This is a genomic window from Streptomyces sp. NPDC088817, assembly GCF_044750345.1.
Lineage (GTDB): Bacteria > Actinomycetota > Actinomycetes > Streptomycetales > Streptomycetaceae > Streptomyces.
Window position 1 is genome coordinate 198,659 of sequence record NZ_JBIVJN010000009.1, and the last position, 13,187, is coordinate 211,845.

Here is a 13,187-nt window from a genome sequence, read left to right on the forward strand (position 1 = left end):
GCCGTCGTCACCCGCCGAGTGCCGCGTGGACGACGCGTTCGGCCTCGTCCTGGACCTGGGAGAGGTGGCCGGGGCCCCGGAACGACTCGGCGTAGATCTTGTAGACGTCCTCGGTGCCCGAGGGGCGGGCCGCGAACCAGGCGTTCTCCGTGGTCACCTTGATGCCTCCGATGGGCGCGCCGTTGCCGGGCGCCTCGGTGAGGACGGCGGTGACGGGTTCGCCGGCGAGCGTGTCGGCGGTGACCTGGGCCGGGGACAGCTTCGCCAGGCGGGCCTTCTCCTCGCGGGTGGCGGGTGCGTCGACACGGGCGTAGGCGGGTTCACCGAAGCGGGCCGTGAGTTCCGCGTAGTGCTGGGACGGGGTCCGGTCGGTGACGGCGGTGATCTCGGAGGCGAGCAGGGCCAGGACGATGCCGTCCTTGTCGGTGGTCCACACCGAGCCGTCCCGGCGCAGGAACGACGCGCCGGCGGACTCCTCGCCGCCGAAGCCCAGCGAGGAGTCGATCAGTCCGTCCACGAACCACTTGAAGCCCACGGGCACTTCGACCAGCCGGCGGCCGAGGTCGGCGGCGACCCGGTCGATCATGCCGGAGGAGACCAGGGTCTTGCCCACACCCGCCTCGGCGGGCCAGCGAGTGCGGTGGGCGTAGAGGTAGGAGATGGCGACGGCGAGGTAGTGGTTGGGGTTCATCAGCCCGGCGTCCGGGGTGACGATGCCGTGCCGGTCGGCGTCGGCGTCGTTGCCCGTGGCGATCCGGAAGCGGTCGCGCTGCCCGATGAGCGACGCCATCGCGTACGGCGAGGAGCAGTCCATGCGGATCCTGCCGTCCCAGTCCAGCGTCATGAAGCGCCAGGTGGGGTCGGTGAGCGGGTTGACCACGGTCAGGTCGAGCCGGTGCTGCTCGGCGATGCGGCCCCAGTAGCGGACGGAGGCTCCGCCCAGCGGGTCGGCCCCGATCCGCACGCCGGCGTCCCGGACGGCGTCGAGGTCGAGCACGCTCGGCAGATCGGTGACGTAGGCGCCGAGGAAGTCGTAGCGGCCGGTGCGGGGAGCGGTGAGCGCGCGGGTGTACGGGAGGCGCCGTACGTCCTTCAGGCCGCCCGCGATGATCTCGTTGGCCCGGTCCTGGATCCAGGAGGTCGCCTCCGAGCCCGCGGGGCCGCCGCTGGGCGGGTTGTACTTGAAGCCGCCGTCGCCGGGCGGGTTGTGCGACGGGGTCACGACGACACCGTCGGCGAGGCCCGAGGTGCGGGAGCGGTTGTGCGTCAGGATCGCGTGGGAGACGGCGGGGGTGGGGGTGTAGCCGTCCGCCGTGTCGATGAGGACGGCGACGTCGTTGGCGGCGAAGACCTCCAGCGCGGTGACCCGGGCGGGTTCGGACAGGGCGTGGGTGTCCGCGCCCAGGAAGAGGGGGCCGTCGGTGCCCTGCCGGGCGCGGTACTCGCAGATGGCCTGGCTGGTCGCGGCGATGTGGTCCTCGTTGAACGCCGTGGTCAGGGACGATCCGCGGTGTCCGGAGGTCCCGAAGGCGACCCGCTGTCCGGCCTCGGCCGGGTCGGGGTGCAGCGTGTAGTACGCCGTCACCAGCCGGGCGACGTCGATCAGGTCCTCGGGTCCGGCCGGCTTGCCCGCTCGCTCGTGCTGCATGGCACCCACGCTCCTCCGCGTCGCTCGTGCGTCCGCTGTCCGCTCGCGGTCTCATCTTCCCCCGCTCGCGGGGAGCGAGTCGTGCTCGCGCCGAACCCGGTCGCAGGTCGCGTCGGCGCCGGTCCCGGGCCGGGGAGCCGGTGTTCGCAGGCGTGAAGAGCGGCCTTCGGGGCAGCCGCTCCCATGCTGGTGCTGATGGGCATGGTGTGGATCGTGCTGCTGATCACCTTCATCGGCCGGCTGAGCGACCACGTCGGACGGCGCCCGGTCTACGGGGTCGCGGCCGCCGCGATGATCGTCCTCGCGGTCCCCGCGTTCCTGCTGATCAAGGCGCAGGGGAGCTGGCCGGCGCGATTCGGCCTTTTGACGGTGAGGTTCCTGCCGGAGAGCGCCCAGGTGCCGCTCAACGGCTCCCAGCCGATGGTGGGGTCCGCGCGGGAACGGCGCGAACTGATCACCACCTCGCGGGCCCTGTACAAGGCGGGCGACTGGACGCCCGGGGCCCAGGGCCGGGCCCGCGGCGCGTAGCCGCCCGTGGTGGACATGCTGGGCGCGTACGGCTGGTGTACGGTCCCGATATGCCGTTGGCGCGTGGACTTCGCAGCCGGCGGACGGGCCGCCGCGGGCACGCGCCCGACGGCGAGTTGGCCTTCGCCCGCACCACTGGGTAAGCAGCGACCAACTCGGCATGCTGCGTCAACTCGGCCTCGCCCCGGTGTGACCCCGCCAGCGGGTTGACCGCGCGCCAGTTCCGCGGGCATCGGCCCGTGCCTCGTGAGGAGGAATGCGGTGACGAAGCGGGGATCGGGCTCCTCCGAAGCAGGCGCACCGGGCATCTTGAGCGTGGCCAGTCCGTTCTCGGTGGCCGAGACCGTGGAGCGGCTCAAGCGAGCCATCGAGGCCCGCGGGATGACCCTGTTCGCGGTGGTGGATCACGGTGCGGGGGCCCGGAGCGCCGGGCTGACGATGAATGACACCCAGGTGCTGGCCTTCGGCAATCCGCGGGGCGGGACGCCGGCGATGACGGCGCGACCGCTCCTGGCGATCGAACTCCCGCTCAAGGCCCTCGTGTGGGACGACGGCCACGGCCAGGTACGGGTCGCCTACCAGGACGCGGCCGAGCTGGGGCGCCGCTACCAGGTCCCGGCGGAGCTGATGACCCCTCTGTCGGGCGTCGGCGATCTGGTGCGGACCGCACTCGAAGGCTGACGCACCGACGGTGGGAGCCTCGCCGTGCAGCGCCCTCGAACGGGACCGACACTCGAAGGCGTGAACACAACGGACACGCCACCGAATGACTCCCCGAAACGACACGGACCGCCGGACGCGGACGTTCTGGTGGTCGGGGCCGGTCCCACCGGGCTCCTGCTCGCGGGCGACCTCGCCAGGGCCGGAGTCGATGTCACGTTGTTGGAGCGACGCGATCACGAGTCCAACCTGAGCCGCGCCTTCACCCTCCACGCGCGGACCATGGAACAACTCGACGCCCGGGGCATGGCCGACGAACTGCTCCGCATCGGCACACCGACCAGGGCGCTGCATCCGTTCGGCCGCCTCAGCATCGACTTCTCCGGGCTGCGAACGCGCTTCCCTTTCGTCCTCACCATCCCCCAGTGGCAGGTCGAGCGGTCCCTGCTGCGCCGGACCGAGGAAGCGGGAGCCACCGTCCTCCGAGGGTCCCGGGTCACCGGGCTGCGGCAGGACCCGCAGGGCGTCGACGTGGACGTACACCATCCGGACGGCACCACGGCCACACTCCGGGCCCGCTATGCCGTCGGTACGGACGGGGCGCGCAGCACCGTCCGGCAGAGCCTGGGCATGCCGTTCCCCGGCAAGTCGGTCATCAGGTCCGTGATGCTGGCCGACGTGCTGCTCGCCCGCGCGCCCGACGACATTTTCAACTTCAGCTCGAACGAGGACGGTTTCACGTTCTTCGCGCCGTTCGGGGACGGCTGGTACCGGATCATCGCCTGGGACCGGCACCGGCAGATGCCCGACGACGCGCCGGTCACCCTGGACGAGGTCCGGGACATCACGAAGCGCACGATCGGCGATGACCTCGGGATGCACGATGCGCGCTGGCTCTCCCGATTCCACAGCGACGAGCGGCAGGTACCCCACTACCGGCAGGGAAGGGTGTTCCTCGCGGGCGACGCCGCGCACGTCCACTCGCCCGCCGGCGGCATGGGCATGAACACCGGGATACAGGACGCCGCCAACCTCGGCTGGAAACTGGCAGCCGTCCTGCACGGCTGGGCCGATGACGCGCTGCTGGACAGTTACCACGCGGAGCGCCACCCGGTGGGGCGAAGGGTCCTGCGCGTCAGTCACGCACTGCTGTCGGCCGTCACCAGCGGATCGTCTCCGGTCCGCGCGTTGCGGGTCGCGCTGGCCACCGCCGTGCACCAGTCGATCGTGGTGGAGGGGCGCGCGTCACGCGGCATCTCCGGCATCGGGATCGCCTACCGCGCACCCCGGGGCGCTCATCCGCTCACCGGACGCCGGGTTCCCGATCTCCGTCTCGCACAGACGCCGGTGCGGCTCTACGAGGCGCTGCGGGACGGCAAGTTCGTGCTGGTGGGCCGCGATGTCGCCGCGGTCTCCACGCTGTGGGCGGGGCGGTTGGTGACCACGTCCCCGGCGGCCGGTCTGCGCCCGACCCTGTTGGTCAGGCCCGACGGTCATGTCGCGTGGGCGGCCGAGGACCCCGGCCCGGACGAGGTACGCGAGGCCCTGACGCGCTGGCTGGGTGAGCCCGGCCGGCGGGAGACGTGACCGGGCTCTCGGCCTCGTGGGGCCGGCTGCGCCCCGACCTGGTGCTCGTACCACTGCTCCGCCATGGGAGAGTGGTCCCCTACACAGGGCAGGTCGGGAGGAAGAGCAGTGCCGGAAGGGCGCCCGAAGCGTTCGAGCAAGTCGCGTCTCGCGGTGATCGCGCTGATCGCCGGTCTGGGCACCTGGCTGGGCGTCGTGTGCTACTCGATCGCGACAGAGGCCCCGCCCGGCGCGCCGAGCACGGCGGCGCTGGCCGACATGGCCCGGAAGGCGGCCGCGGAACGGGACGCGGACGGCCTCCAGACCCTGTTCGACGAGGACACCGTCTCCGACGACTACGCCGCCGACTACCTGGACCGGCTGGGCGAGCACCCCCCTGCGTTGCGGGTCGGGGTGGAGCACCGCGACGGACACGACTTCCTGCTGCTGCGCTCCGCACAGGGCTACTCCGTGTGCACGGCCTGGCACATCACCGAGCGGGACGGCCGCCGGCTGCTCGACGGCGTGCCGCCCGCCGAGAACCTGTGCGCGCCCTGACGGAAGACCGGTGTTTCCGCAGGTGATCCCCGCTTTTCCGGCTGCGGATGCATCCCCTGGCGCCGTCGGCCATGCTGGGAGGAACCCCGGCGTTAAGGAGTATGCGATGAGCATGCTGGACAAGCTCAAGGGACTGCTGAAAGGTCACGAGGAGCAGGCCGGCAAGGGCATCGACAAAGGCGGTGACTACGTCGACGAGCGGACCCAGGGAAAGTACCGGAGCCAGGTCGACACCGGTGAGGACAAGCTCAAGGAGCAACTCGGCCGGCCGGACCCGGGTCAGGACCAGCCGCCGCAGTGACGCCCCCGTGATCACAGGCGCCGGTCCCGTGGGCCGGTGCGACGAGTTCGGGCCGCCCCCGCGAGGAGGGCGGCCCGAGCCGCGTTCGGCCCACGTGGGACGGGACGGATCGGCGGTCTCAGGACCGCGTGAGGGCCAGGGCCAGGACGGCCGCCCCGGCGAGCACCGCGAGGGCGATGAGGACGAAGGCGAGGCACCGCGCCCGCAACTGGTGGTAGCGCTGTTCGTACTCGCCGCGCAGCGCCCGGCACCGTTCGGCGACCCGCTGGAGGTCCGCCCGGGCCCGCAGCAGGCAGTCGGAGACGTAGTGCTCCTCGATCTCCTCGCGCTGCGCCGTGGTCAGCCACTGCAGGGGCTCGGTGAAGGCCCGGGCCCGCTCCTCGGCCTCGGCGACGCGGGTCTGCCACAGCAGATAGCCCTCGACCTGCTCGACCAGTCCGGTGGGCCCGCCCGGCTGCCCGTCGGGGCGCTCCGCCGCCTCGGTCATCCTGGCAGGCCCAGGTTCTCCCGCTTGTCCGTGACCGAGACCTCCGGGTGGTGCAGGTCGAAGGCCGGGGACTCGCTGCGGACCACGGGCAGGGTGACGAAGTTGTGCCGCGGCGGCGGGCACGAGGTGGCCCACTCCAGGGAGCGGCCGAAGCCCCACGGGTCGTCGGTGTCGACCTTCTCGCCGTACTTGGCCGTCTTCCAGATGTTGTAGAGGAACGGCAGCATCGACAGCCCCAGCAGGAACGAGCCGATGGTGGAGATCTCGTTGAGCGTGGTGAAGCCGTCGCTCGCCAGGTAGTCGGCGTACCGGCGCGGCATGCCCTCCGCCCCCAGCCAGTGCTGTACCAGGAACGTGGTGTGGAAGCCGACGAAGAGTGTCCAGAAGGTCATCTTCCCCAGGCGCTCGTCGAGCAACTTGCCGGTGAACTTCGGCCACCAGAAGTGGAATCCGGCGAACATCGCGAACACCACGGTGCCGAAGACGACGTAGTGGAAGTGGGCCACCACGAAGTACGAGTCCGAGACGTGGAAGTCCAGCGGCGGCGAGGCCAGCAGGACGCCGGTCAGACCGCCGAAGAGGAACGTCACCAGGAAGCCCGTCGCCCACAGCATCGGCGTCTCGAAGCTCAGGGACCCCTTCCACATGGTGCCGATCCAGTTGAAGAACTTCACCCCGGTGGGCACCGCGATCAGGAAGCTCATGAAGGAGAAGAACGGCAGCAGCACACCGCCGGTGACGAACATGTGGTGCGCCCACACCGTCACCGACAGGCCCGCGATCGAGATGGTGGCGCCGATCAGGCCCATGTAGCCGAACACCGGCTTGCGGGAGAAGACCGGCAAGATCTCCGTGACGATGCCGAAGAACGGCAGCGCGATGATGTACACCTCCGGATGCCCGAAAAACCAGAACAGGTGCTGCCACAGCAGCGCACCGCCGTTGGCCGCCTCGAAGACGTGGGCGCCCCACTTGCGGTCCACCTCCAGGCTGAGCAGCGCGGCCGCCAGGACCGGGAAGGCCAGCAGCACCAGGACGCTGGTGAGCAGCACGTTCCAGGTGAAGATCGGCATGCGGAACATGGTCATGCCCGGGGCGCGCATGCAGATGACGGTGGTGATGAAGTTGACCGCGCCGAGGATGGTGCCGAAGCCGGACAGGGCCAGGCCGAGGATCCACAGGTCCGCGCCCAGGCCCGGTGTGTGGACGACGCCGTTCAGCGGGGCGTAGGCGAACCAGCCGAAGTCGGCCGCTCCCTGCGGGGTGAGGAAACCGGCGATCACGATGAGGCCGCCGAACAGGTACAGCCAGTAGGCGAACATGTTCAGCCGCGGGAAGGCCACGTCCGGGGCGCCGATCTGCAGAGGCATGATCCAGTTCGTGAAGCCCGCGAACAGCGGCGTCGCGAAGAGCAGCAGCATGATCGTGCCGTGGACCGTGAACAACTGGTTGAACTGGTCGTTCGACAGCAGTTGCAGCCCCGGGCGGGCCAGTTCGGCGCGCATCAGCAGCGCCATGAGGCCGCCGATCAGGAAGAACGTGAAGGAGGTGATCAGATACAGCGAGCCGATCGTCTTGTGGTCGGTCGTCGTCACCCAGTTCACCACCACGGCACCGGGCCGCAGGTGACGACGGGGAGCGGCGGTTTCCCGCGTGGTGTGCTGGACGTCTGTCATGCGGCCCGTGACACGCTTTCTCTCGGGAGATGGGTACACGAAGGTCCACGCGGTTCTCCCGCAGGGCCCGCCCTCCATCCTTCCGCCTCACGCCGCCGAACCGGAGGCAGCCGTCGCTTGGACGGAGTAACGCCCGGCGGATTGCACCCGGTTGGCCTACGCGCCTCACGCTCCTGGCGGGCAGGGCGCGCGGCGCGGCCGGCCCGGTGTGCGGCGCGGGCCTACCCGGTGGCGGACGGGGGCAGTTGGGCCGGGCTCACCCGCTCCCCCAGCACCTCGGACATGAACCGCACCAGCCACCGCTGGGACGGGCTGCGCGAGGACTCGTGCCGCGCGTACAGCGCCACCTCGATCGGCTCGGTGTCGAACGGAAGCCGCACCAGGCGCAGTTGGTGGGAGGCCGCGAAGACCTCGCCGACGTACTCGGGGACAATGGCGATCAGGTCGGTCTGCTCCAGCAGGTAGGGCAGCATCGAGAAGCGGGTGGCGTCCACCACCACCCGGTCGAGCAGTCCGTGCGCGGCGAGCACGGCACGCGGGACGACGTGCCCGCTGGGGCCGAAGACGGTGGCGTGGGACTCGGCCGCGAGCTCGGCCAGGGTGACCGACTCGCCCCGCACACGGGGGTGGCCGGCGGCGACCATGCCGACGTAGCGCTCGTGGAACAGCGGGATCCGCACGGTCCGGTGGGAGGTCAGCACGGGGGTGGCCACGAACGCGTCGATGTCGCCGCGGCGCAGCTGGTGCTCCGCCTCGTCCACGTCCAGCGGCCGCACGGTGAAGGACACGCCGGGAGCCCGCTCGCGGGCTGCGGCCATCAGGCGCGGCAGCAGGGTCACCTCGCCCAGGTCGGACAGGGCCACCGTGAAGCGGCCGGACATGGCCCGCGGGTCGAAGTCGTCGGCCTGGCGGACCGTGCCGTCGATGTCGGCGAGGGCGCGCTGCAACGGCTCGTACAGCCGACGGGCGCCGGCGGTCGGCGTCAGCCCCCGTCCCGTGCGCCGGAACAGCTCGTCGCCGAAGTGACGGCGCAGCTTGCCCAGGCTGTAGCTGACGGTGGGCTGGGTGACGTGGAGCGTGTCGGCGGTGACCGTGACACTGCCGGTCTCGTACAGCAGTACGAATACCCGGGCGAGGTTGAGGTCGAAGTTCCTCATATCGAAGGACTCTATATCGCGAAGGTAAAAGATTTATTGGTGTTCATGTCAGCGCTTGCCTAGCGTGGCGTGCGTCACTCCGAAAGGAACACCCGTGCCTTCCGTACGCCGCCTCTGCCACGAGTTCCTGGAGCGCCAGGGCCTCACCACCGTGTTCGGCAACCCCGGCTCCAACGAGCTGCCCTTCCTCGCCGGGCTCCCCGACAGCTTCCGCTACGTCCTCGGCCTGCACGAGGGTGCCGTCGTCGGCATGGCCGACGGGTACGCGCAGGCGACCGGACGGCCCGTCCTGGTCAATCTGCACGCGGCCTCGGGCTCCGGGAACGCGATGGGCGCGCTGACGAACTCCGTGGCCTCCCGCACCCCGCTCGTGATGGTCGCCGGCCAGCAGGTGCGCTCCGCCGTCGGTCCGGAGGCCAACCTCTCCAACGTGGACGCCCCGGCGCTGATGAGGCCGCTCGTCGGCTGGGCGGCCGAGCCGGCGTGCGCCCAGGACGTGCCGCGCGCCCTCGCCCAGGCCGTCTTCGAGGCGGAGCTCCAGCGGCGCCCGACGTACCTGTCCGTCCCCTACGACGACTGGGCGGCCGACGCCGGCGACAACGCCCTCGCCGTCCTCGACCGGCGGGTCGCCCGTGCTTCCGTCCCCGATGGGGAGCAGGGCCGCCGGCTGGCCGAGCAGGTCGCCTCCGCCCGGCGGCCCGCGCTGGTGCTGGGCGGGGACATCGACTCGGCGGGGCTGTTCGACGACGCCGTCCGGCTGGCCGAGCGCCTGGGCGGCCCGGTGTGGGCGGCCCCCTCGCAGTTCCGGCTGCCCTTCCCCAACCGGCACCCCCTGTTCCGCGGGGTGCTGCCCGCCGGGATCGCGCCGGTCTGCGAGGCGTTCGAGGGCCACGACCTGGTCCTGGTGCTCGGCGCGCCGGTGTTCCGCTACCACGAGCACCTGCCCGGCCGGTACCTGCCCGAGGGGACCCGGCTGATCCAGGTGACCGAGGACGCCTCCGCCGCCGCGCGGGCACCGATGGGCGAGGCACTGGTCGCCGACCCGGGAGCCGTCATCGGCCTGCTCCTGAAGCTGCTCGACGAACCCGCGGCTCCCGCCGGCGCCTTCCGGCCCGCGCCCACGCCACCGACCGGTGACGGCTCCCGGCTGCACCCGGAGCAGGTCTTCGCCGCGCTGCGCGACGAACTGCCCGAGGACACCGCGTACGTGGTCGAGTCGACGTCGACGAACTCCGCCTGGTGGCGCCAGATGGACCTGCGCCGGCCCGGCTCCTACTACTTCCCGGCGGCCGGCGGACTCGGGTTCGGGCTGCCCGGCGCGGTCGGGGTCGCCATGGGGCAGCCTGGCCGGCCGGTGGTGGGCGTCATCGGGGACGGCTCGGCCAACTACGGCATCACCGCCCTGTGGACGGCCGCACAGCACCGCGTGCCGCTGACCGTCGTACTGCTGCGGAACGGCACGTACGGGGCACTGCGCTGGTTCGGCGGCCTGCTGGGGGTGCCGGACGCCCCCGGTCTGGACATCCCCGGTCTGGACTTCACCCGCATCGCCGAGGGATACGGCGTCCCGGCCCGGCAGGTCGGCGACGCCGAGGAGCTGCGGGCGGCCCTCGCCGAGCGCCCGGACCACCCGCGCCTGCTCCAGGTGGACACCACGCTCACCACCCCGTCCTGATCCGCCCCGAGAAACGCCCCGAGAAAGAGGAGAGGAACCGCGATGGCATTCCTGGACAGCGACGTCTGGGGCAAGAAGTTCTTCAGCGACGGCTGGAGGGACGCCTCCGGCGAGCAGCCGGTCGTCGAGCCCGCGACCGGCGAACAGCTCGCGACGGCGGGCCTGGCCACCCCCGAGGACGTACGGCGTGCGTCCGCCCGCGCGGCCGAGGCGCAGCGCGACTGGGCGGCGGCCTCCCCGCGGCGGCGGGCCGCCGTGCTGCGCCGGGCGGGCGAGCTGCTGGCCGAGCACTCCGCCGAGATCGAGGACTGGCTGGTGCGCGAGGCCGGGTCCGTGCGGGCCAAGGCGGCCTTCGAGGCGCGGCTCGCCGTGGGCGAGTGCTTCGAGTGCGCGGGCCTGCCGACGGCCCCGCAGGGCGAGGTACTCACCTCCGAGGACGCCCGCTGGTCCTTCTCGCGCCGCCGTCCCGCGGGCGTCGTCAGTGTCATCGCGCCCTTCAACTTCCCGCTCGTCCTGGGCCTGCGCTCGGTGGCGCCGGCGCTGGCCCTGGGCAACGCGGTGCTGCTCAAGCCGGACCCGCGCACGGCGGTGAGCGGCGGTGTCGTCATCGCGCGTGTCTTCGAGCAGGCGGGGCTGCCGGACGGCGTGCTGCACCTGCTGCCGGGCGACGGCTCGGTCGGGCGGGCGGTCGTCGAGGCGCCCGAGGTCCGGGTGGTCTCCTTCACCGGCTCGACCCCGGTCGGGCGGGCGATCGGCGAACAGGCCGGACGCCTGCTCAAGCGGGCCCACCTGGAGCTGGGCGGGAACAACGCGCTGGTCGTGCTGCCCGGGGCGGACGTGCGGAAGGCGGCCTCCGCGGGCGCGTTCGGCTCCTATCTGCACCAGGGCCAGATCTGCATGACGACCGGCCGCCACATCGTCCACGAGTCGCTCCTGGAGGAGTACACCGCGGCGCTGGCCGAAAAGGCCGCGGCCCTGCCGGTCGGCGACCCGGCCCGTGAGGACGTCGCGCTCGGCCCGCTCATCGACCGGCGCCAGCTGGAGCGGGTGCACGGCATCGTCACCGACAGCGTCGCCGCGGGCGCGACCCTCGCCGCGGGCGGCGAGATCGTCGGCGCGGGCTACCGGGCCACGGTGCTGAGCGGCCTGACGACCGACATGCCGGCCTGGCGCGAGGAGATCTTCGGGCCCGTCGCGCCCGTCATCGGCTTCTCGACGCCGGAGGAGGCCGCGCGGATCGTCAACGACTGCGAGTACGGGCTGTCCGTGGGGATCCTCGGCGACGTGGGGACGGCGATGAAGCTCGCCGACCGGATCGACTCCGGCAAGGTCCACATCAACGAGCAGACCGTCAGCGACGAACCCAACGCCCCCTTCGGCGGGGTCAAGTCCTCCGGCACCGGGTCCCGGTTCGGCGGTGCCGCCGCCAACGTCGAGGCCTTCACCGAGACCCAGTGGGTCACCGTCCGGCCCGACATCGCCGACTACCCGTTCTGACCTCGCTCGTCCCCGCTCTTCCCGCTCGTCCCGCCCGTCCGCTCCCGTCCCCAGGGGGGAACGTCCGCAATGACATCCGCCGTCTCGTCCCAGACGACCGCGCAGTCCGGCACCGCCGGGCGCGGCACGTGGACCGTGGTCCTGTGCTGGATCACCGTCATGCTCGAGGGCTACGACCTCGTCGTCCTCGGCGCCATCATCCCGACCCTGCTCAAGACCCGGCACCTCGGCATGACCGCGGGCGACGCCACCATGATCGCGACGCTGTCGCTCGTCGGCGTCGCCATCGGCGCCGTCTGCGTCGGCCCGCTGGCCGACCGGCTGGGCCGCCGCCTGCTGCTCATCGCCTCGGTGGTCGTGTTCTCGGTGTTCACCATCGTGGTGCCGCTGGCCGGGTCCGTGGCGATGTTCGCCGTCCTGCGGCTCATCGCCGGTCTGGGCCTCGGCGCCTGCATGCCGGTGTCGCTCACGATGATGGCCGAGCACGTGCCGGCCAGCCGTCGCGCCCGGGCCAGCACCCTGACCATGACCGGCTACCACACCGGTGCCGTGATCACCTCGCTGCTGGCCCTCCAGGTGACCGACAACTGGCAGATCCTGTTCTACGTCCTCGGCGTGGCCGGCCTCCTCGTCGCCGGCATCCAGTGGTTCCGGCTGCCGGAGTCGGAGGCGTTCACGCAGGCCAAGCAGGCGACGGGAGCGCGGCGGGTTCCGCTCACCGAGCTGCTCAAGCCGGTCTACCTGCGCGCGGGCATCGGCATCTGGGTCGCCTCGTTCATGGGGCTGCTGCTGGTCTACGGCCTGAACACCTGGCTGCCCAAGCTCATGAACGACGCCGGCTACCCCGTCCCCACGGCCGTCACCCAGCTCCTGATACTCAACGTCGGCGGAGTCGTCGGCCTCGTCGTCGGCGGCTTCGTGGCCGACCGGCGCGGCATCAAGGGGACCATACTCGGCTGGTTCGCGGTGTCCGTGGTCATGCTCGGCTGCCTGAGCGTCAAGATGAGCAGCGACATCCTGCTGAACGTCGTCGTCTTCCTCACCGGCGTGTTCGTCTTCTCGGCCATGGTGCTCGTCTACGCCTACGTGACGCACTTCTACCCGGCGGCGGTGCGCGGGACCGCCCTCGGCTCGGCCTCCGGCATCGGCCGGATCGGCTCGATCGTCGGTCCGACGATCACCGGGGCCCTGGTCACGGCGGGCATCGGCCATCCGTGGGGCTTCTACTTCTTCGCCGCGGTCGCCGTACTCGGCTTCCTGGCCGTGCTGACCCTGCCGCGGCACGCCCCGCAGGTGGAGACCGCCGGGGCCGCCGCCTGACGCGGCCGCGCTTTTCTCGCGACGGCACGGGACCGCCCACCAGGGGGCGGGCCCGTGCTGTCGCCGCTGGTGACCCAGCCGACCGGCTGTGCGCCGATGGCCGCGGGATCATCC

Annotated in this window: 11 protein-coding genes and 1 pseudogene; 8 read left to right on the forward strand and 4 right to left on the reverse strand. The window is 71.8% G+C overall.

Annotated features, from left to right (window positions below; all coding sequences use genetic code 11):
- Nucleotides 1-7 precede the first annotated feature (7 nt).
- Entirely contained in the window at nt 8-1,648 is a 1,641-nt protein-coding gene (pgm, locus tag ACIP4X_RS19175) for a phosphoglucomutase (alpha-D-glucose-1,6-bisphosphate-dependent) (protein ID WP_358732346.1), read from the reverse strand.
- 174 nt (nt 1,649-1,822) lie between these two features.
- Here pgm and ACIP4X_RS19180 point away from each other — a divergent pair.
- The 5 genes and pseudogenes from ACIP4X_RS19180 to ACIP4X_RS19200 all read left to right on the forward strand — a co-directional run.
- Nucleotides 1,823-2,176 (forward strand): annotated as a pseudogene (locus ACIP4X_RS19180) (hypothetical protein); the annotation flags it as partial.
- A gap of 315 nt (nt 2,177-2,491) precedes the next feature.
- Nucleotides 2,492-2,857 carry a DUF302 domain-containing protein gene (locus ACIP4X_RS19185; protein ID WP_401349550.1) on the forward strand — a complete coding sequence of 122 codons (366 nt, stop codon included), beginning with the start codon at nt 2,492-2,494 and terminating at the stop codon, nt 2,855-2,857.
- A 60-nt stretch (nt 2,858-2,917) separates the two neighbouring features.
- Nucleotides 2,918-4,423: an FAD-dependent monooxygenase gene (locus ACIP4X_RS19190; RefSeq protein ID WP_358732350.1), complete on the forward strand. Its 1,506-nt coding sequence runs from the start codon at nt 2,918-2,920 to the stop codon at nt 4,421-4,423.
- Between the two features lie 108 nt (nt 4,424-4,531).
- Nucleotides 4,532-4,960, forward strand: a complete 429-nt coding sequence (locus ACIP4X_RS19195) for a hypothetical protein (RefSeq protein ID WP_358732352.1) — start codon at nt 4,532-4,534, stop codon at nt 4,958-4,960.
- Nucleotides 4,961-5,066: 106 nt separating this feature from the next.
- Entirely contained in the window at nt 5,067-5,261 is a 195-nt protein-coding gene (locus ACIP4X_RS19200) for an antitoxin (protein WP_358732354.1), read from the forward strand.
- Between the two features lie 118 nt (nt 5,262-5,379).
- Here ACIP4X_RS19200 and ACIP4X_RS19205 read toward each other — a convergent pair whose 3' ends face one another.
- From ACIP4X_RS19205 to ACIP4X_RS19215, 3 genes are all read right to left on the reverse strand, one after another.
- Entirely contained in the window at nt 5,380-5,748 is a 369-nt protein-coding gene (locus ACIP4X_RS19205; RefSeq protein WP_358732355.1) for a cytochrome C oxidase subunit I, read from the reverse strand.
- A complete protein-coding gene (gene ctaD / locus ACIP4X_RS19210; RefSeq protein ID WP_358732357.1) occupies nt 5,745-7,424 on the reverse strand; it encodes a cytochrome c oxidase subunit I in 1,680 nt (559 codons plus the stop codon). Before ctaD ends, ACIP4X_RS19205 begins: the two co-directional genes overlap by 4 nt.
- A gap of 221 nt (nt 7,425-7,645) precedes the next feature.
- Nucleotides 7,646-8,581, reverse strand: coding sequence for a LysR family transcriptional regulator (locus ACIP4X_RS19215; RefSeq protein WP_358732359.1), 936 nt, complete (start codon nt 8,579-8,581; stop codon nt 7,646-7,648).
- 94 nt (nt 8,582-8,675) lie between these two features.
- Here ACIP4X_RS19215 and mdlC point away from each other — a divergent pair, with 94 nt between their 5' ends.
- From mdlC to ACIP4X_RS19230, 3 genes are all read left to right on the forward strand, one after another.
- On the forward strand, nt 8,676-10,256 hold the full coding sequence (mdlC, locus tag ACIP4X_RS19220; protein WP_358732361.1) for a benzoylformate decarboxylase: 1,581 nt from the start codon (nt 8,676-8,678) through the stop codon (nt 10,254-10,256).
- Between the two features lie 42 nt (nt 10,257-10,298).
- On the forward strand, nt 10,299-11,753 hold the full coding sequence (locus ACIP4X_RS19225) for an aldehyde dehydrogenase family protein (protein WP_401349556.1): 1,455 nt from the start codon (nt 10,299-10,301) through the stop codon (nt 11,751-11,753).
- Between the two features lie 69 nt (nt 11,754-11,822).
- Entirely contained in the window at nt 11,823-13,073 is a 1,251-nt protein-coding gene (locus ACIP4X_RS19230) for an MFS transporter (RefSeq protein ID WP_401349558.1), read from the forward strand.
- The last annotated feature ends 114 nt before the right edge of the window (nt 13,074-13,187 follow it).